The sequence below is a fragment of the Dactylosporangium sp. NPDC005572 genome (assembly GCF_040605515.1).
In the GTDB taxonomy this organism is placed as follows: domain Bacteria; phylum Actinomycetota; class Actinomycetes; order Mycobacteriales; family Micromonosporaceae; genus Dactylosporangium.
In genome coordinates this window covers 17,769-36,947 of the sequence record NZ_JBEXCY010000113.1, presented here as the reverse complement: position 1 = coordinate 36,947, position 19,179 = coordinate 17,769, and the positions used below count along the sequence as shown (strand labels likewise).

Sequence of the window (19,179 nt, the reverse complement as noted above, 5' to 3'; positions counted from 1 at the left end):
CCGAACACCGCCAGGCCCGCCGCCGCGCCCGCCGCAGCCTCGTCGTCGCGCTGGCCGCCCCCGCCGCGATCGCGGCGGTGCTCGCCGCCGGCTACTACCCGATCGTGGCCGCCGACGCGACCCTGCCGCCCCGCGACTACGACCGCATCCCCGTCGGCGCCGCCCGGGCCGACCTCGCCGGCCTGCTCCCCCGCCGCCAGGCCGCCGAACACCCCACCAACGGCGTGCCGCCGGCCCCGCCCGGCGCCGTGTGCGAGTTCTACACCGACGGCAACTTCCCGCTGGCCAGCGCGGCCTACCGCCTGTGCTTCGCCGGCGGCCGCCTCGTCGCGAAGGACCAGCTGCGGTGACGATCCGCGTGCTGCTCGCCGACGACGAGACGATGATCCGCGCCGGTGTACGGGCAATCCTGGCCAACGACCCCGGCGTCGAGATCGTCGCCGAGGCCGCCGACGGGCACGAGGCGGTCGAACTGGCCCGCCGGCACCGCCCCGACGTCGCCCTGCTCGACATCCGCATGCCCCGCCTCGACGGCCTGTCGGCCGCCGCCGAACTGCGCCGCCTGCTCCCGGCGACGGCGGTCGTCATGCTCACCACGTTCGGCGAGGACGAGTACATCTCCCGCGCCATCGCCGAAGGTGCCAGCGGCTTCCTGCTGAAGTCGGGCGACCCCGCCGAACTGTCGGCCGGCATCCGGGCCGCCGCGGACGGCGCCGCCTACCTCTCGCCGCGCGTCGCCCATCGGGTCATCACCCGGCTCGCCGCCGGCCGCCTCGGCCCCGACACCGAGGCCCGCGCCCGGGTCGCGCTCCTGACCGACCGCGAACGCGAGGTCCTCGCGCTGGTCGGCGCCGGCCTGTCCAACGCGGAGATCGCCGCCCGGCTGTTCCTGGTCGAGGGGACGGTGAAGGCGTACGTCAGCACCGTCCTGTCCCGCCTCGAGGTCCGCAACCGCGTCCAGGCGGCGATCGTCGCGTACCAGGCCGGCCTGGTCTGACACCGGTCTGACGCCGGTCCGGTGGGCTACGCGTCACGCCGGCGCAGCACCCGCCACCCGGCCACCAGCGCGGCCACCGCCCACGCGGCGACGACCAGCCCCGCCGAACCGTCGCCCCGCATGAAGTCCGTCCCGGCCGGCCCGGGCAGCGCCCCCGCCACACGGTTGAGAGCGGCAACGTCCGGCAGCTCGAGGATAGGGGGAATGACGACCACCAGCAGGAAGATCGTCACGAGCGTGGCGACCGGCCCGCGCAGCGCCGCACCGAGCCCCGTCGCGAACACCGAGATCAACGCCAGGTAGCCACCGATCGCCAAAGCGTCCCCCACCACCGCACCGCCCGACACCACACCGCGATCCCCCAGCAGCGGCGCCGCGACGACCGCCCCGACCACGCCGAGCACGACACCCACCGCCAGCGCGACGACCGCGACCACCAGACTCTTCGCCAGCAGCAGCCGCCCCCGCGACGGAACCCAGGCCAGCGTCGCCCGGATGGTCCCGGCCGAGTACTCGCTCGTCATCACCAGCATGGCCAGCGCAATGACCGCGAACTGCGCCAGCGCGGTCGCCAGGACGGCGACGGTACCGGCGGCAACCCTCCCGTCGGCCCGCAACAACTCCGGCGCCAGGTCGTCGTTCGCGGCGTAGAGCGCGTACTGCCCGGCCCCCGCCACCATCAGCACCACCGCGGCCGCGAGCGCCCACCAGACCGTCCGCGTCGTCCACAGCTTGGTCCACTCGGCCGCCACCGCGCCCCTCATGCCCCGAACTCCACACTGTCCGCGGTCAACGACAGGTACGCGTCCTCGAGCGAGCCCCGCTGCCGGCTGAGCTCATGCAGCCGTACCCCGAGCCGATGCGCGACGTCACCGACCTCCTCCACACTCAACCCAGCGACCGCAAGCCCGTCGTCACCGACCGCCTCGACCCGGACGGCCCGAGCGGCGAGCGCCGCCCGCAGCGCGTCGAGCCCACCCGGATCGGGGCACCGCACGGTCACCGACCCCCGGTCGACAACGGAGGCCACGGGCGCGTCGAGAATGAGCCGCCCACGCCCGATGACAACGACCTGGTCGGCCGTGAGCTGCATCTCGCTCATGAGATGACTGGACACCAACACGGTCCGCCCCTCGGCGGCGAGCCCCCGCATGAGCTGCCGAACCCACCGCACCCCGTCCGGATCGAGCCCGTTCACCGGCTCGTCGAACAACAGGACGGCCGGATCCCCGAGCAGCGCCCCGGCGATCCCGAGCCGCTGCCCCATCCCGAGCGAGTAGGTACCGACCCGCTTGCCGCCCGCACCACCCAGCCCGACCATCCCGAGCACCTCGTCGACCCGCGCGGCGGGAATGCCGTTGCTCCGCGCCATGGCGAGCAGATGGTTCCGCCCCGTCCGCCCCGGGTGCGCGGCCTTGGCGTCGAGCAGCGCGCCGACCTCCCGCAGCGGCCGCCGGAAGGAGCGGTAGGACCGCCCGTTGACGAGCGCGGAACCGGCGGTGGGCCGGTCGAGGCCGAGCACCATCCGCATGGTGGTGGACTTGCCGGCCCCGTTGGGCCCGAGAAACCCGGTGACCCGCCCGGGCTCAACGCGAAGATCAAGCCCGTCGACGGCGGCAACGGCGCCGAACCGCTTGGTGAGCCCTTCCAGTGTGATCATGCGAAGTGACGGTATGCACCGCCCTGCGCCGGCACAGTCCCCGATCGACAGCCAGGCGACCTGCCGATCGTAAGGTCCTGGCTCACACTGCATAAGTCGTCCTAGGATGCTAGGAAACAACCCCACCTACGCTGGGATGAATGCAGATCGGTGAGCTCGCGCAGGCGACCGGGGCCAGCGTCCGGGCGCTGCGCCACTACGAGGACGAGGGCCTCATCCAGTCGTCCCGCGACCACAACGGGTACCGAATATTCGGCACCGAAACGGCCGACGCCGTGCGGCGGATCCGCCGCCTGCTCGAGGCCGGCCTGCCCACCCGGCTCATCCGCGAGCTCCTGCCCCATCTGGACGGCCCGGCCGACCTGCAGCCGGACCAGCCCTGCGACTACTTCATCGGCGCGGTCACCCGGCAGCGCGACCAGCTCGACCGCCGGATCGAGGCGCTCACCCGCAACCGCGACGCCATCGCCGCCTACCTGCGGTCCTTGACCCTCACGTAAGCGGCAGGTCCTTAGCGTCCGGGGCATGACAGCCACCATGCGCGCCCTGCGGCAGACCTCCCTCGACGGCCCCGGCGACCTGCGGCTCGTGACCGACGCGCCGGTCCCGCAGCCCGGCCCGGGCGAGGTGCTCGTGCGGGTCGGCGCCGCGGGCGTGAACTTCGCCGACGTCATGCAGACCCGCGGGGCGTACCACGACGGCCCCCGGCCGCCCTACACCGCCGGGTTCGAGGCCGCGGGCACCGTCGTCGCGCTCGGCGCCGGCGTCACGGGCGTCCGCACGGGCGACCGGGTCGCCGGCACGGGCACGGGGGCGTTCGCCGAGTACGCACTCCTGACCGCGTTCGCGCCCGTCCCCGCCGGGTGGACCGACGCCGAGTCGCTCGGCCTGGTGCTGAACTGGGCCACCGCCCTCGCCGCCCTGCGCCCGCTCGGGCGGCTCACGGCCGGCGAGACTGTGCTCGTCACCGCCGCGGCGGGGGGCGTCGGGCAGGCGGCGGTCCGGCTGGCCCGCCACTTCGGTGCGACTGTGATCGCCGCCGCCGCGCCGGCCAAACACGCGACGGTGCGGGCGCTCGGGGCCGACGACGTCATCGACTCCCACGATCCTCGTTCGGCGGCCACGGTACTGCGGGAGCGCGTCGACCTGGTGCTGGAGTCCGCGGGTGGCGCCGCCTTCCGGGCCGCGCTCGCCGCGGTCCGCCCGTTGACCGGCCGGGTCGTCGTGTACGGCATGGCCGGCGGGGAGGCTTCGGTGACCAACCGGGAACTGAACTTCGTCCATCCGGTCCACGTCATCGGCCTGCACATCGGCATATTGAGCCGGACCGCGCTCTTCCCGCCGCTGCTCGCCGAGCTCGACGCGCTGCGCGCCGCGGGCGTGCTCACACCGGGGCGGCCGGCCGTGCACGACCTGGCCGAGGGTCCCCGGCTGCTCGCCGCGCTGGAGGCCCGCCGGACCAGCGGCAAGCTCGCGCTGCGCCCCTGACGGCACTCACAGGCTGCTCGCAGGCCGGGTGCAGGGGGCGTACAGCGGTGGCAACCAGCCTTGGGGACATGACGCGACGATATGAGGGGCCACCGCTCGCCCGGCCGGACGAGGAACTGGTGGACCAGGGCCTGGGGTTCGACCTCGGGACGGTGCTCGACCGCCGGCGGCTGCTGGCGGCGTTCGGGCTGGGCGCGGCGGCGGTGGGGCTGGCCGCCTGCGATCCGGCGGCTTCGCCGACGTCGTCGGCGGCGGCCTCCTCCTCTTCCGGCGGTTCCGATTCCGGCGGTTCCGCCTCCAGCGGTTCGGCTGAGGGAGAGATTCCCGACGAGACGGCCGGGCCCTATCCGGGCGACGGGTCGAACGGGCCCGATGTGCTGGACGACAGCGGGATCGTGCGGGCCGACATCCGCTCCAGCTTCGGCGGGGCCACCGGGACGGCCGAGGGCGTACCGATGACGCTGGAGCTCACCATCGTCGACATGGCCGGGAACAAGCCGTTCGCGGGCACGGCGGTCTACGTGTGGCACTGCGACCGGGAGGGCCGCTACTCGCTCTACTCGGACGGGATCACCGACCAGAACTACCTCCGCGGCGTCCAGATCGCCGACGACTCCGGCAAGGTGCGGTTCACCAGCATCTTCCCCGCCTGCTACTCCGGTCGGTGGCCGCACGTGCACTTCGAGGTGTACCCGGGGCAGTCCGCGATCACCGACGCCTCGAACGCGATCGCGACGTCGCAGGTGGCGCTGCCGAAGGACGTGTGCGACACGGTCTACGCGACGTCCGGGTACGCGCAGTCGGTGCGGAACCTGGCCCAGGTGACGCTGCAGAACGACAACGTGTTCGGCGACGACGGCGGGACGTTGCAGCTCGGGACCGTGACCGGGTCGGTGTCGAGCGGGTACACGGTGGCGCTGACCGCGCGGGTCGACACGCGGACGACGCCCACCGGGGGCGGTGCGCCGGGTGGCGGTGGCGCGCCCGGCGGCGGCGGGCCGGGTGGCATGCCTCCGAGCGGCGCATAGCCGTTTTTGTCATACCCTCCAGGCAAGATCTGGCGCATGGTCGAGTCGAGCGTGCGGTTGCAGACGGTGGAGGAGGACGGTGACGTCCGGCGGGTGCTCGCGGCGTTGCGGGCGGACGGGCGGCTCACGCTCGACGATGTGCCGTGGCGGCGGTTCCAGCATGCCTACGGTCCGGCCGACGACGTGCCCGCGCTGCTGCGCGGGCTCGCCCACCCCGACGCGTGGCGGGCGGCGCGGCACCTCGACGAGCTGTGGAGCAAGGTCCGCCACCAGGGCGGCAGCGAGCCCCCGGCGGCGCTGGCGGTGCCGTTCCTGATCGCGGCCGCCGCCGATCCCGCGACCCACGGGCGTGACCGGGTGCTGCTGCTCGCGGCCGAGGCCGGTCGCCGCAGCCACGACGGCGGCGACCGGCGCGCCGGCCTGCTCCGCGCCGCGGAGCCGTCGATCGACGTCGGCGACTGTCCGCGGACCTCGACGGTGCGCGCCGCGCGCGAGGCGGTCGCCGCCGACGCCGGCACGCTCGTGGCGCTGCTCGCTGACCGCGACCCGGCCGTGCGCGCCACCGCCGCCTATGCGCTCGCCGCCGCCTGCTCCCCGCCCTCGTGGGTCCGGCCCGCGCTGCGCACCCGGCTGGCGACCGAGGCCGAGCCGCCGGTGCGGATCAGCCTGATCCTGGCCCTGACCCAGCTCGGCGTCGAGCACGACGAGCCGGACACCGCGGCGCGCGCCGAGCGGTTCTGGCGCGACGCCGCCCGTCCGCCGGACGTGCGGCTCGCCGGGGCCCTGGCCTGGCTGTGCGCGAGCCCCGACCCGGCCCCGCCCGCGCTGCTCGACGTGCTCGCCGCGATCCCGCCGGAGGCCGAGCAGTGGCTCAGCCGCGTCCCGTGGCCCGACGACATCCCCCGCCGCGGCGGCCTCGCGGCGTGGCTGGTGGCGTTCCTCGGCGACGACGCCCCCGACACGCAGCTGCTCCTCGCCGAGCGCCTGGCCGCGGCGCCCGACCCGGCGGTGGCGGCGTCGGCCCTGCACGCGGCGCACGAGCTCGCCCGCACCTGGCGCACGCACAGCGGCGCCGCCGTCGACCTGCTGAGCCGCCACCTCGAGCATCCCGAGCGCGAGGTGGCCCGCACGGCCGCCCGCCACCTCGCCTCGGCCGGCGAGGTCCCGCCCCCGATCGCCGACCGCGTCGCCGCGTCCCTGGCCCACCCCGACCCGGAGGTGCACGCCTGGGCCGCGGTGACCCTGGCCCACCGCGGCGACCCCCGCTCGGTCGCGCCGCTCGCCGCCCTGCTGCGCCGGGAGGACTGGCCCTGGCCCGAGCCGTATCGCCGCGGCACCTACATCGCACCCCCGGAGGCCCTGCTCGACCGCCTCCACCCGTTCGCGGCCGCACTCCTACCCGCCGTCCTGCACCGCCTCGCCACGCCCGACCGCGCGGGCTGGCAGCACGTCCGCCGCGACCTCCTCGCGGGCCTGGCCGAGTGGCCCGCCACCGACCTCCTGACCGGTCCGCCCCCGGCCGATCCCCGCACCGGCCCGGCCGATCCCCACAGCAGCGCGGCCGAGCAGACCACGACCAGCCTCCACGGCGGGCCCGCTGCACCCCCGGCCGATCTCCGCAGCGGCCCAGTCGAGCAGACCACGGCCAGCATCCGTGCCAGGCCCGCTGCGGCGCCCACAGCAGGCCTCCTCGACGGCCCGGCCGAGCAGACCACGACCGGGCTTCACGGCGGGCCCGCCGTGCAGACCACGGCAGGCCTCCGCAGCGGCCCGGCCGAGCAGCCGACCGGAGCCACCGACACGCTCCTCGCCCTCCTGCCACAGTCCGCCGGTGTCCCGCGCATTCCCCGCCAACGTGGTGCCGCCGGCCAGGCCCATGCGGGGTCGGCCGGGGCGCGGTCGACGGTCGCGCACCTGGGTGGCATCGTGACCGTCCTCGGGCGGATCGGGCCGGCTGCCGCCGCGGCGGTTCCGGTGCTGGATCGCCTGACCGCCGACGCGGCGCCGGCGGACCTCGCGGCCCTCGTCTGGGCGCGCTGGCGCATCACCGGCGACCGGGCCGACGCCACGGCCGCGACGCTGGCCGAGCTGGCCACCGGCCATGGCGAACGGTCCCCGTCCTGGGACCGGGACCGGGCCGACGCGCTGCGCCGGCTCGCCGACCTCGGCCCGGCCGCCGCCGCGCAGGAACCGACCCTGCGCGCGCTGACCACGAGCGGGTCGCCGTGGGTGCGGGCCCACGCGGCGTACGCACTGTGGCGGGCCACCGGCGACGCCCCCGCCGCCGTGACCGTCCTCGTGGAACTGCTCGCCGCCCGGCCGGACCCGGCGCGCTTCGATCCCGTGGACGCCGTCGTGGCCGCGCACCTGGCCGAGGTCGGGCCGCCCGGCGAGACCTGGGCGCTCGCCACGGCCGCGGTTGACGGGCTGGTCGCGTTCGTGGGTGCCGGGCGGCGGTCGTCCGCGGACATCCGGCGCGACCAGCGGTACCAGGCCGTTGCGCGGGCCGCGTTACGCCGCGTCCGGGCGGGTCTGGACGCCGGGGTGCACTGAGGGGCGGGCGGAGAGGGTGATGACGAGGCGGGCGCCCGGGCCGACCGGTTCGTAGCGGGCGTCGCAGCCTGGGCGCCGTCGCGCCCTAGCCGGCCGGTCGTAGCGGGCGTCGCCGCCGTGGGTGCCGTCGCGCCCGCGACGGCGAGCACAGCCAGGGGGTCACCGAGGAGGCCACCAGCGAGCTCGCCCGCTTGTCCGGCGAGCTGAACCCGCTGGTGGCCAACTTCAAGTGCTGGGGAGGTGCTACTGGTCCAGCAGGCGCATGCCGAGCTCGGCGTACCGGGTGCCCGCCACCGCTTCCCGTGGGACGGCCGCAGTCAGGGCGTCCAGCTGGGCCGGGGTCAGCGTGAGGTCGGCGGCCGCAGCGTTCTCCTCGAGGTAGCGGACGCGCTTGGTCCCGGGGATCGGCACGACCAGGTCGTCCTGCGCGAGCAGCCAGGCCAGCGCCGCCTGGGCCGGGGTCGCGCCCATCTGCGCGGCCACCGTCCGCACGGCGTCGGCCAGGCGCAGGTTCGCGGGCAGGTTGGCCTCGCTGAACCGCGGCAGCGCCACCGGGCGGTAGTCGTCCGCGGCGAAGGCAGCGGCGTGGGAGGCCACGGCGCCCGTGAGGAGACCGCGGCCGACCGGGGAGTACGCCACCAGCGCCACGCCGAGCTCCCGGCAGGTGTCCAGCAGCGAATCCTCCGGCTCGCGGCTGAACAGGGAGTACTCCACCTGGAGGGCGGCGATCGGGTGGACCGCGTGCGCCGCGCGCAGCGTCGCCGCGCTGACCTCCGACAGGCCCAGGTGGCGTACCTTGCCGGCGTGCACGAGCTCGGCCATCGCGCCGACGGTGTCCTCGATCGGCACCTCGGGGTTGCGGCGGTGGGCGTAGTACAGGTCGATCGTGTCGGTCCCGAGCCGGCGCAGCGACGCGTCCGCCGCCTCACGGACCCAGGACGGCGAGGTGTCCACGTAGGTGTCGGGTAGGTCGGAGCGGGCCGCGCCGCCCCGGCTGCGCATGCCGAACTTGGTGGCGAGTACGTACTCGTCGCGGCGCCCGGCGAGGACCCGGCCGATGAGCTCCTCGTTGCGGCCGGCGCCGTAGACGTCGGCGGTGTCGAGGAGTGTCACGCCGAGGTCGAGCGCCCGGTGCAGGGTGCGCGCCGACTCCTCGTCGTCGGCCGAGCCGTAGGCCCAGCTCATCCCCATGCAGCCGAGGCCGATCGCGGACACCTCGGGGCCGCCGTGGCCCAGTCGTCGTGTCTTCATGCCGTCCAGCCTGGCGGTTCGAGCGCGCTCGAAGTCAACCCCGGGCGGTGGGTGACAGGCCTCAGCCCAGGGTTGACGGCGCCTCCACGGCCGGGTCGAGCGTCCCGTCGGGATACCAGGCGCCCTCCTCGTCGGTGGCCCCGAGGAAGGCCGCCTCCACCGGCCGGAGCGCGGCGATCAGCTCGGTGAGCGGGTAGGCAGCGACGAACCGCGCGCCCGACGGCCCGGCCAGGAGCACCGACAGCGGGACGTCGCCGCCGAGCGGCAGGTCGGGGTACACCTCCCCGCCCCAGTGCATGACCGGGGCCTCGGCGTCGGCGAACCGGCCCGCCCCGGCGAACATCAGCAGCTCGGTCTGGGTCTGCCAGACGTCGCGGTGGTACTCGTAGAGGTAACACTCGAGCATCCCGTCGCGGTGGCGGGCGACGGTGTAACCGCGCGACGCGCGCTGGGCCAGCACGCGCTGCGGCGTGGAGGCCCGCTCGTCGCGGTACGCGGGCGCCTCCGGCTCCCAGTCGGGGACCTGGCCGTCGAGGAACCAGCCGGTCCACATCTCGGCCGGGTTGGCGATGGCGCCGAGGCCGGGTAACGGGGTGGCCAGCCACTCGTCGAACGCGGCCCGCGACATCGGCATCCGCGTCGCCACCATGTACGAACGACCACCCACCACAGCCCCCTCAGTCGAATCGGTCAGCCGATCTTCCAGCCTAGGCCGCGTAGGCTGGAAGGAGTGGACCGTACGACGAGCTACGCCGAGAACTGGCACCGCCAGCCCAGCCCCTTCGACGGCACCGGCCGCCTGCCCGACGACGGCCAGTGGTCGGTCATCGCCGCGCTGTGGCTGCTGGCGGCCTGGAGCGACGAGCCCGGCTGGCGGTCCGAGGCGTTCATCGGGACCGCCGCCGACCGGTCGGCGCAGCCGTGGGGCGAGGCGCCGGCCCTCGCCGACCTGTCCGCGGCGGGCGGGCTCACGGCGACGGGCGCCCGGGTGCTGACCGCGCAGGTGCAGGACGCGCCCGGCCGGCCCTATGAGCCGACCCGGCCGCAGGAGGAGGTGCGGGCCGAGGTCGCCGCGCTCCTCGCGGCCCGCATCCCCACCGGCGACGAGCGGACCGCGCGCCTGCTGGAATTCCTGGCCGCGCGCCTGGCGGTACCGTATCCGGATCTGTTGCACGTCGACGCCGGCGACGGCGGGCTGCACCTGCTGCGCCGCGAGCACAGTGGCCGGGTCCTGCGGGTGACAGTCGCACCGGGCACGCCGGGGGAGGCAGACCTGCGCACCAGGCTGGCGTGCCTGATGACGCTGCTGGGCCGGTTCCTGTGGGTCGACAACAACAACCCCGTGTCGTTCCGGGCGTGGATCGGCCCGCGGACCGACGAGGACCCCGCGCAGTGGTGGGTGCGCACGCGGGAGGATCCCCCTGACGACGTGCCGCGGTTCCTCCCGCTGACCGAGGACGAGTTCCGCGCCGGGATCGACCAGGTGGTGCGCGGCTCCCTCATCGCCGACCTCGACGACGAGGACGAGGACGAGGACGACGAGTGGCCTCCCCTGCTGCCGCCCGGCCACCTTGCCGGGCACCTGTGCGAGGACCTGGTCGACCTCCTGCTGACCGGCGTCGGGGGCGTGGAGCGGCTCGCGTACGCCGGCTACTTCCCCGTCACCGACGAGCCGGACGAGGAGTACAACGCCACGATCGTCATCATCGGCGAGCGCGAGGTCGCCGTCCTCGACATCGACCTGCTCGGCTAGAAAGAGACCCATGCTGCCGAGCTGCTACCTGTTCGAGTTCAGCGTCCAGCCGGGCGGGATGCGGCAGGGCGACGTGCACGCCTACCCCGACCTCGCCGGCATCCGGCGCGCGTTCGAGCGCCGCTACTCCGGCTTCGACGACGACTTCGTGGCCGAGATCATCGACTACGGCGCCGTGCTGCACCTGTGGGTCGTGGAGCACGGCACGCTCACCGGCGGCCTCGACCTGCACCCGTTCCTGCGCAGGCAGGACGACCGGACGACCCTGGACTGGGACGCGATCGCCTCGGCCGCTCCGGTACTGCCGGAGCCGCTCCTCGGCACCGAGCCGTTCACCCTGACCGTGCCCGAACTGCCACACCCGGAGAGCTACCTGGAGCTGGCCGACGAGCTCCACGCCGGCCTGAACGACCTCGAACTCGGCTACGACGAGGACACCGAGGGCCGCCCACTCGACGACTGAATGACAATTCTTTGCCGGCGGATGAGCGTGACAGGCTGTGCCATTCTGGGCGCATGACCGGGTCGCCGCCCTCGATGCAGGACATTCTTCGCCGACGTCACCACCAGGACTTCATCGGCCGAACCGGTCCACTGGCGCGATTTCGCGAGAATCTCGGACTGCACCCGGACGACGTCCGCAAGCGATTCATGTTCAACATCCACGGCGAAGGCGGCGTCGGCAAGACCACATTGCTCCAGCAATGGCGCACGATCGTCGCGGACCGCGGCGGAGTGGTCGGATACTCGGATGAACACGTCGTCGGCGTCGCCGAGACGCTGGAGGTCCTGGCCACAAGTCTCGGCACCGACGTCACCAAGGAGTTCCGCCGCCGGTTCGAGCGCTACCTCCGTGGCCGCGAGGCCCTCGAACGAGACCCCCAGGCACCTCGTGAGCAGTGGCAGCACGTGGTCCGCACGAGCGTCAAGGCCGGGCTGGCCGGAGCATCCCTGGTCCCGGGTGCCGGCCTGGTCACGCCCTTCATCGACCCCGACGGCATCGCCCGCAGCAGCACCGAGACCATCGCCCAGGTCAGGCAGTTCCTCCACGGGAAGCTGCGCAACCGGGCCGACGTGGGCCTGATGCTGTCCCCGGCGGCGGAGCTGACACCGCTGCTGATCACCGCGCTGAGGAAGATCCCGGCAACCCGGCCGGTCGTGTGGATGTTCGACACCTACGAGCGCACGGGCGAGTTCCTCGACCTGTGGCTCCGCCAGCTCTTCGCCGGTGAGCTGGGCGACCTGCCGGCCAACCTGACGCTGGTCGTCTGCGGCCGCAGCCCGCTCGACGTCAACCAGTGGGCGACCCAGCTCAACTCCGTCGAGCCGGTATCGCTGGCGCCGTTCACCGACGCCGAGGCACGGCAGCTCATCGCCAACCGCGGGATCACCGACGCGCACGCCACAGATGTGATCCTGAACCTCTCCGGCCGCCTGCCGCTGCTGGTCGACATGCTCGCCCGGCAGCACCCGGTCGACGGCACCGCCGTCGGCGACCCCACGGGCACGGCCGTCGACCGGTTCCTCAAGTGGGAGTTCGATCCGAGCCGCCGGGCGGCGGCGCTCGCGGGCGCCCTCCCCCGCCGCGTGAACCAGGACCTGCTCAGCACCGCCCTCGGCGAGGACGCCGACGCAGGGCTCTTCGACTGGCTGACCCGCCAGCCGTTCGTCTCCGCGACGGCCACCAGCGGCTACCAGTACCACGACGTCGTCCGCGAGCCCATGCTCCGCCATCTGCGCCAGCGCTCGGTCGAGCAGTGGCAGGCCGCGCACGCGCGCCTGGCCGACCGCTACCGCGGATGGTGCACGGGCCCATCGGCGTGGAACGACGCCGCGTGGCGCGACCATCATGTCGAGGCCACGTACCACGACCTGTGTGCTGACCCGCTCCGCATCGCCGCGATTGCCGCGGACGGCATCGATGCGGCCGACAGCACCCCGGCCGCGGCACGGCGCTGGACGGACGCGATAGGCGCCGCGGCACACGACACCGCCGATGCCGAGCTGTCGAGGATCAGCACCCGACTCAGCGAGGGTTGGGACGCCGTCAGCACCAACTGCCGGCAGCTGCTGATGGCCCTGATCGACACCGGCTGTCTGAATCCCTCCGCTACGGCCCGCGCATACGCCGCCCGCGCGTACATCCTCTACCGAGCTGACGAGGACGAAGCCGCGATCATCGAGTGCAGCCGGGCGTTGGCCCACGACCCGACCCAGGCCAGGGCATATGCGATCCGCGCCGCCGCGAGCCACTGGCTGTCCCGCTACGACGCGGCGTTGGCCGACTTCGACCGCGCCATCGCGCTCGACAGCGACGACAGCTGGGCCATCGCGCGACGCGGCCAGACATACTGCGCGACCGAACAGTACGAGGAAGCGCTGGCCGACTACAACCGGGCAATTGCACTCGACGGCAACGACGGCTGGGCCGTCGCCGGCCGCGGCCAGGTCTATCGGCGGTTGCAACGCTATGACGAAGCGCTGGCCGACTTCGATCGCGCCGTCGCGCTCGACGGCGACGACGCCTGGGCCGTCAGCGAGCGTGGGCAGACATATCACTTCATCAGCCGCCAGAACGACGCGCTGGCCGACTTCGACCGCGTCATCGCGCTGGACCCCAAGGATGGCTTCGCCTTCGCCTGCCGTGGGGCGGCCTACCGCGAATTGGGCCGGTACGAAGACGCGCTGGCGAGTTTCGAGCAGGCGATGGTGCTCGATGATTCGGTCCCATGGGTCATCGCGGGAAGGGGCGACACCTTTCGGATGTTGGGCCGCCTCGAACAGGCCCTCGCCGACCTCGACCGGGCCGTAGCCCTCGACAACGACTATGCGTGGGCCCTCGCCAGTCGCGGGCGGGTCTACTACGACATCGAGCGCTTCAGGGAGGCGTTGGAGGATTGCGACCGAGCCATCGCATTGGACCCCAACTACGCCTGGGCCACGGTCACTCGCGGGTTGATCCATCGCGCGACGGACCGCTACGAGGAAGCGCTGACGGACCTCAACCACGCGATGACGCTCGACAGCACGTTCAGCTGGGTCATCGCGCACCGTGGCGAGACCTACCGGCTGATGGGCCGCCACGAGCAGGCACTCGCCGACCTCGACCGCGCCATCGCGCTGGACCCCGACGACGCTCAGGCAACGGCCAGCCGCGGATTGACCAATCGCGCGATGGGACGCTACGAGGAAGCGCTGACGGACTTCGATCGCGCGATGACGCTCGACGACTCATTCTCCTGGCTCGTCGCGAGCCGCGGCGAAGCCTACCGGCTGATGAACCGCAATGAGGAAGCGCTGGCCGACTTCGACCGAGCCATCGCCCTCGACGGCCAGGATGCCTGGAGCATCGGCAGGCGCGGTCGGGTCTACCGGGCGATGCTCCGCTACGACGACGCCCTGGCCGACTTCGACCGTACGATCGAACTTGACGACCAACAACCATGGATCATTGCCGAGCGTGGACGTGCCTACCGCCTGCTGGGTCGCTTCGATGAAGCGCTGACCGACCTCGACCGGGCCATAGCGATCGACGGTGACTACAGCTGGGCTATCGGTCTCCGGGGAGAAACCCACCGGCTGATGCAGCGCTATGAACAGGCGCTGGCCGACTTCGGCCGTGCAATCACCCTCGACGAACGAGACGCCTGGCTCATCGCGTGCCGAGGTCACACATACTCCTGCATGGGGCGCCACCAGGACGCCGTGGCCGACCTCCGTCGAGCCGTCGAGCTGTACGACGAGTACGGCTGGGCCTTCGCCGCGCTGGCCCGGATCACGTACACCTCCGGCGACACGGACGAGGCCGTGCAGCTGGCGTGGCGGGTCATCCGGCTCCCCAAGGCCGAATCGGACGACCTCTGCACTGCGGCGTCGGTGCTGTACCGCGCCGGGGACCCGGAGTGGCCCGCGGCCCTCGAACGGGTCCGTGAGGCCGCGGCGAACGAGCAGCGCTCGCTCCCGCGATCCGTCCTGCCCGTGCTGGTGCTCGCCGTCTGCGACGCGGTCGGCGGTGACGTCCCCGGCGCCGTGAAGCGCGCCGCGCCGGTCCTGGCCGACGCGTTGACCGATCAGCTCGAATGGCTCTCGACCGAAATCGACGAGCTCGCCTCCTGGTCCGGCGAGCTGGCAGCAGCGCTCGCGCCGCTCCGCGGGAACTACGCCGAGTAGACGCCGGTCGGGGCGGACGGGTCCAGGGCCGCCTCGATCGCCGCCGTCTCGACGCCGCGGAGCAGGGCCTCGGTGTCGGCCGGGGAGATCACGTGGGTGTCCATGAAGACGATCAGGCCCACGCCGTCGTCCGGGAGGTCGTCGACGTGGACGATCAGCGGTTCGAACGGGACGTCCTGCTGGGTCGTCCAGCGGAACTCGGCCCGGGCCGCCAGCGCGGGCAGGTCCGGCGGTACCGGCAGGTCGGCCGGCTCGCCGCGGCGGTCGTTGAAGTAGCACGGGAGCTCCAGCGACGGGCCGCGGTCGGCCGCCACGCGGGCGATCAGCGCGTCCAGCTCCGCCGGGTCGTAGTACGCGTGCTTGTACGTCGTGAGGGCGGAGCGGCGGGCGCGGTCCAGGGCCTCCGCCAGGGTGGCGTCGGCGACGTCCAGGGAGCAGATGCCGTACTGCGCGAGCATGCACACCACGCGGTCCAGGCCCGGGCGGAAGCGGTTGTTCACCATCGGGCGCAGCACGGCCGGGGTCGCGGTGGTGACCCGGGACAGGGCCACGGCGAACATCGCCAGCAGCGCCGGGGCCGAGCCGACGCCGGTCCGGGCGGTCACCGCGCGCAGGGCCGGGGCCAGCGCGTACGACGTGAACTCGCCGCGCCAGTGGCGCGGCTGCCGCGGGTCGGCCGACGCGAGGTACCGCCGCAGGGGCATCGACCGCAGAATGCCCTCCCAGTGCCGCATGGCGAGGCCGTGCTGCCGCTGCCCGGAGGGGGAGGCCTGCCAGCGGGCCTGCTCGATCGGCTGCGACTCGGGCAGCGGATCGTCGGGCCGGCGGGCCAGCTCGTCGAGCAGGACGCCCGCGCCGAAGCCGTCGGTGACCAGGTGGCACATGACGACGACCGAATGGGTCAGCGCGCCGCCGCTGCGGATCGCGGCCATGCGGATCGGCCAGTCGGCGGCGAAGTCGTACGGGTCGTCCTGGTAGCGCAGCCGGACCGTCTCGGCGACCGCGGCCGGATCGCTGTCACCGGCGTCGACGACCTCCAGCGTGACCTCGCCGGCGGCCGCCACGACCTGCCGGGGGTGGCCGGCGTCGTCGAACGTCAGCCTGGTGCGCGCGGTCGGGAAGCGGCTCATGAGGTACCGCAGCTGCCCGGCAACGTCCTCGACGCTCGTGCCGGCGGGCAGCGGCCCCCAGGCCCCGTTCGGCAGCCAGGACCGCTGGCGCACCATGGCCAGCCAGATGTCGCGCTGGCCCCAGGAGAGCTCGGCCTCCCCGGACCCCGGACCCTCGAACTCGACGACGACGCGCTCCGCGACCGTGATCACGCCGTGATCCTAAACCTGCTGGACATCAACCCTGGTAGAGGTCATACCGTCGCAGCATGAGTATTCACGGGGACCGGAGGACCTTCTACCACCTGCTCGTCAGCACGCTGCTGGTCTCGGTGACGAACTTCACGGTGTGGTTCGCCATCACGTTCTACACGTACCTCGAGACGCGGTCCGTATTCGCGACCGGCGTGGTGTCCGGCATCTTCCTGGTGTTCACCGCGCTGACCGGCATCTGGTTCGGCAGCCTGGTCGACCACCACGGCAAGAAGACGATGATGCAGGTGTCGACGGTCGCCTCGCTGGTGCTCTACGTGGCCGCGCTGGCCGTGTACCGGGCCGCGCCGGACGGGACGTTCAAGGACCCGGCGAGCCCGTGGCTGTGGGTGATGATCCTGCTGCTCATGGTCGGGGTGATCGCCGGCAACATCCGCGGCATCGCGCTGCCGACGCTGGTCACGGTGCTCATCCCGGAGGACCGGCGGGACAAGGCCAACGGGCTCGTCGGTACCACGGCCGGGGTGTCGTTCCTGGTCACCTCGGCGATCAGCGGCATCCTGGTGGCGCTCGGCGGGATGCTGTGGGTGCTGGTCATGGCCCTCGTCGTGCTCACGCTGGCGGTGGCCCACCTGGCCCTGGTCCCGGTCCGCGAGACGCTCGCGGCCGAAGAGCCCGCAACCGCGCCGGCCACAGCGCCCGCGACCGTGCCGGCCGCTGAGGTCGCACCCGCGCCGGCCGCAGAGGTCGCACCCGCGCCGGCCGCGGTCGCCGCCGTCACCGACCCGGCCACGCCGGCCAAGCGGCGCGTCGACCTGCGCGGCACGATGCGCGTGGTGTCCTCGGTGCCCGGACTGACCGCGCTCATCGTGTTCTCCGCGTTCAACAACCTGCTCGGCGGCGTCTTCATGGCCCTCATGGACGCCTACGGGCTGTCGCTGGTGTCGGTGCAGGCGTGGGGCCTGCTGTGGGCCGCGATCAGCACCGCGTTCATCATCGGCGGCCTGCTCGTCGCCCGCACCGGCCTCGGCCGCAACCCGGTCGGCCTGCTGCTGGCGATCAACCTGGTGCTGTGGACGGTGACCCTGCTCTTCCCGCTGCGCTCGTCGATCGTGCTGCTCACCATCGGCATGTTCGTCTACATGACGCTGGTCCCCTACGCCGAGGCGTCGGAGCAGACGATCCTGCAGAAGGTGGTGCCGTACGAGCGGCAGGGCCGGGTCTTCGGCTTCGCCCAGAGCGTCGAGCAGTCCGCGTCGCCGCTGACCGCGTTCCTGATCTCACCGATCGCGCAGTACGTCTTCATCCCGTTCATGACGGACGGCTTCGGCGCCCGGACGATCGGCGGCTGGTTCGGCACCGGCGCCGACCGCGGCCTCGCGCTGGTGTTCGTCCTGACGGGCATCGTCGGCATCATCGCCACGGTGCTGGCGCTGCGCTCCGGCCCGTACCGCCGCCTCCGCCACCGCTACGCGGGCGACTGACGCGTGGGAGCGCGCCCAGCACCACAGGCCCGACGACCAGCGGCGGAGGGCGAGTAGCGATCGACGGGTGTCGTCAACCCGGCATCCAGCCGATTGACTTGTGCCCATGTCCGGCGACGATTGGTCGCTGTGACGAGTCGAATGCTGGTGCGCTTCGACGGGGACGGTGCCGGGAGCGGTGAGCTGACCTGGGCGCAGCTGGGGATCTGGCAGACCATGGTCCGGACCGGGCTCCCGATGAACATCGGGGGCGTGGTGGCCATGCCGCCGGGGACGACGCCGGACGAGATGGTGCGGCTGCTGCGGTACCTCGTGAGCCGCCACCCGTCCCTGCGCACCCGCCTGCGGTTCCGCCCCGGCGCGCTGCCCGAGCAGGTGGTGTCGGCCGCCGGCGAGGTGCCGCTCGACATCGTCGACGACGAATCGCCCGAAACGCTGCTGCACCGCTATGAATCGACCGCCTTCGACTACGAGCACGAGTGGCCGATCCGGATGGGCGTGGTGTGCCGCGACGGGACGGTGACGCACGTCGTCATCGTGTACTGCCACCTGGCCGTCGACGGCTTCGGCATCGACGCGCTCGTGCGCGACATGCCGAACATGGACCCGGCGACCGGCGAGCCCACGGCCCCGCGGCCCGGGCTGACGCCCCTCGACATGGCGCAGCGCCAGCAGACCCCGTCCGACCTGCGGCAGAGCCAGAAGTCGCTGCGGTACTGGGAGCGCCTCCTGCGATCGATCCCAACCGATCGCTTCGGCGGGGCGGGCGACCCGCAGGAGCCGCGGTACTGGGAGTTCGTGCTCCGCTCCCCCGCGCTGCACAACGCGGTGCGCACGGTCGCCGACCGCACGAACGTCGGCTCCGGCTACGTGCTCCTGGCCGCCTACGCGGTGGCCCTGGCCCGGCTCACCGGCTCGCCGACGAGCGTCGCGCAGCTGGTCGTGAACAACCGGTTCCGCCCGGGCTTCGCCGACGCGGTGAGCCAGAGCGCCCAGCTGGGCCTCTGCGTGATCGACGTGCCGGACCCGCACGGCGACCTCGACGAGGTCGTGGTGCGCGGGTTCAACGCCGCCACGAACGCGTTCATGCACGGCTACTACGACCCGCTCGCCCACAACGACCTGCTGGCGCGGGTGGCGGCCGACCGCGGCGAGGTCGACATCGCCGTGATCGTCAACGACCGCAGCCGCTTCCCGGCGGAGGTCTCCGCGTCCCCGGGGCCGACCGAGACGCGCTGGGGCGAGAAGGCCGACGCGCTGGACGCCGGCCTGAACATCAGCTTCGACAGCACGGACGACGACGCGGTGGAGGTGACCGTCCGTGCCGACACCCACCGCCTGTCGCCCAAGTCGATCGAGTCCCTGGCCCGCGAGATCGAGGCCGTCACCCTGGAGGCGGCCGCTCAGCCCCGCCCAGCCGACTGACACCGCCGCCGTGGTCGGGCCGACCGCGCACGGCTTGGAGTGCATTGA

General features: G+C 73.3%; 16 protein-coding genes and 1 pseudogene. 11 read left to right on the top strand and 6 right to left on the bottom strand.

The features are described from left to right. Together ABZS66_RS38455 and ABZS66_RS38450 are read left to right on the top strand one after the other, a co-directional pair. Positions 1-350: pseudogene (locus ABZS66_RS38455) on the top strand (hypothetical protein); the annotation flags it as partial. Then, the gene (locus tag ABZS66_RS38450; RefSeq protein WP_354766620.1) at positions 347-997 is read left to right on the top strand and encodes a response regulator transcription factor; all 651 of its coding nucleotides are present in this window, start codon (positions 347-349) and stop codon (positions 995-997) included. The pseudogene ABZS66_RS38455 and the gene ABZS66_RS38450, both read left to right, overlap by 4 nt. Positions 998-1,023: 26 nt before the next feature. Here the strand turns inward: ABZS66_RS38450 and ABZS66_RS38445 are convergent, their stop codons facing one another. Continuing rightward, the gene (locus ABZS66_RS38445; RefSeq protein ID WP_354766618.1) at positions 1,024-1,761 is read right to left on the bottom strand and encodes an ABC transporter permease; all 738 of its coding nucleotides are present in this window, start codon (positions 1,759-1,761) and stop codon (positions 1,024-1,026) included. Next, positions 1,758-2,657: an ATP-binding cassette domain-containing protein gene (locus ABZS66_RS38440; protein WP_354766617.1), complete on the bottom strand. Its 900-nt coding sequence runs from the start codon at positions 2,655-2,657 to the stop codon at positions 1,758-1,760. The genes ABZS66_RS38445 and ABZS66_RS38440 overlap by 4 nt, the downstream gene beginning before the upstream one ends. 140 nt (positions 2,658-2,797) lie before the next feature. On the opposite strand from ABZS66_RS38440, the gene ABZS66_RS38435 reads away from it, so the two are divergent. From ABZS66_RS38435 to ABZS66_RS38420, 4 genes are all read left to right on the top strand, one after another. Beyond that, positions 2,798-3,157, top strand: a complete 360-nt coding sequence (locus tag ABZS66_RS38435) for a MerR family transcriptional regulator (protein ID WP_354766615.1) — start codon at positions 2,798-2,800, stop codon at positions 3,155-3,157. 25 nt (positions 3,158-3,182) lie between these two features. After that, on the top strand, positions 3,183-4,145 hold the full coding sequence (locus ABZS66_RS38430; RefSeq protein WP_354766613.1) for a zinc-binding dehydrogenase: 963 nt from the start codon (positions 3,183-3,185) through the stop codon (positions 4,143-4,145). 68 nt (positions 4,146-4,213) lie between these two features. After that, the gene (locus ABZS66_RS38425; protein WP_354766612.1) at positions 4,214-5,173 is read left to right on the top strand and encodes an intradiol ring-cleavage dioxygenase; all 960 of its coding nucleotides are present in this window, start codon (positions 4,214-4,216) and stop codon (positions 5,171-5,173) included. Between the two features lie 36 nt (positions 5,174-5,209). Next, positions 5,210-7,726 (top strand): HEAT repeat domain-containing protein, encoded by a 2,517-nt coding sequence (locus ABZS66_RS38420; RefSeq protein WP_354766610.1) that lies wholly within the window; start codon positions 5,210-5,212, stop codon positions 7,724-7,726. A 243-nt stretch (positions 7,727-7,969) separates the two neighbouring features. Here the strand turns inward: ABZS66_RS38420 and ABZS66_RS38415 are convergent, their stop codons facing one another. Both ABZS66_RS38415 and ABZS66_RS38410 read right to left on the bottom strand, forming a co-directional pair. Continuing rightward, on the bottom strand, positions 7,970-8,977 hold the full coding sequence (locus ABZS66_RS38415) for an aldo/keto reductase (RefSeq protein ID WP_354766608.1): 1,008 nt from the start codon (positions 8,975-8,977) through the stop codon (positions 7,970-7,972). Between the two features lie 61 nt (positions 8,978-9,038). Further along, positions 9,039-9,644 (bottom strand): hypothetical protein, encoded by a 606-nt coding sequence (locus ABZS66_RS38410; RefSeq protein WP_354766606.1) that lies wholly within the window; start codon positions 9,642-9,644, stop codon positions 9,039-9,041. Between the two features lie 63 nt (positions 9,645-9,707). On the opposite strand from ABZS66_RS38410, the gene ABZS66_RS38405 reads away from it, so the two are divergent. After that, positions 9,708-10,730, top strand: coding sequence for a hypothetical protein (locus ABZS66_RS38405; RefSeq protein WP_354766604.1), 1,023 nt, complete (start codon positions 9,708-9,710; stop codon positions 10,728-10,730). A gap of 10 nt (positions 10,731-10,740) precedes the next feature. Continuing rightward, positions 10,741-11,193: a hypothetical protein gene (locus ABZS66_RS38400; RefSeq protein ID WP_354766602.1), complete on the top strand. Its 453-nt coding sequence runs from the start codon at positions 10,741-10,743 to the stop codon at positions 11,191-11,193. Here ABZS66_RS38400 and ABZS66_RS38395 read toward each other — a convergent pair. Next, positions 11,154-12,200: a hypothetical protein gene (locus ABZS66_RS38395; RefSeq protein WP_354766600.1), complete on the bottom strand. Its 1,047-nt coding sequence runs from the start codon at positions 12,198-12,200 to the stop codon at positions 11,154-11,156. The two genes, ABZS66_RS38400 and ABZS66_RS38395, sit on opposite strands and share 40 nt — an antisense overlap. Here ABZS66_RS38395 and ABZS66_RS38390 point away from each other — a divergent pair. Beyond that, positions 12,141-14,900, top strand: coding sequence for a tetratricopeptide repeat protein (locus ABZS66_RS38390; protein ID WP_354766598.1), 2,760 nt, complete (start codon positions 12,141-12,143; stop codon positions 14,898-14,900). The genes ABZS66_RS38395 and ABZS66_RS38390 overlap by 60 nt on opposite strands. Here the strand turns inward: ABZS66_RS38390 and ABZS66_RS38385 are convergent. Further along, the gene (locus ABZS66_RS38385; RefSeq protein ID WP_354766596.1) at positions 14,888-16,222 is read right to left on the bottom strand and encodes a condensation domain-containing protein; all 1,335 of its coding nucleotides are present in this window, start codon (positions 16,220-16,222) and stop codon (positions 14,888-14,890) included. The two genes, ABZS66_RS38390 and ABZS66_RS38385, sit on opposite strands and share 13 nt — an antisense overlap. Before the next feature lie 56 nt (positions 16,223-16,278). Between ABZS66_RS38385 and ABZS66_RS38380 the strand changes: the two genes are divergently transcribed. Then, the gene (locus ABZS66_RS38380; protein WP_354766594.1) at positions 16,279-17,706 is read left to right on the top strand and encodes an MFS transporter; all 1,428 of its coding nucleotides are present in this window, start codon (positions 16,279-16,281) and stop codon (positions 17,704-17,706) included. A 129-nt stretch (positions 17,707-17,835) separates the two neighbouring features. Then, a complete protein-coding gene (locus ABZS66_RS38375; RefSeq protein WP_354766592.1) occupies positions 17,836-19,131 on the top strand; it encodes a condensation domain-containing protein in 1,296 nt (431 codons plus the stop codon). Positions 19,132-19,179 lie beyond the last annotated feature (48 nt).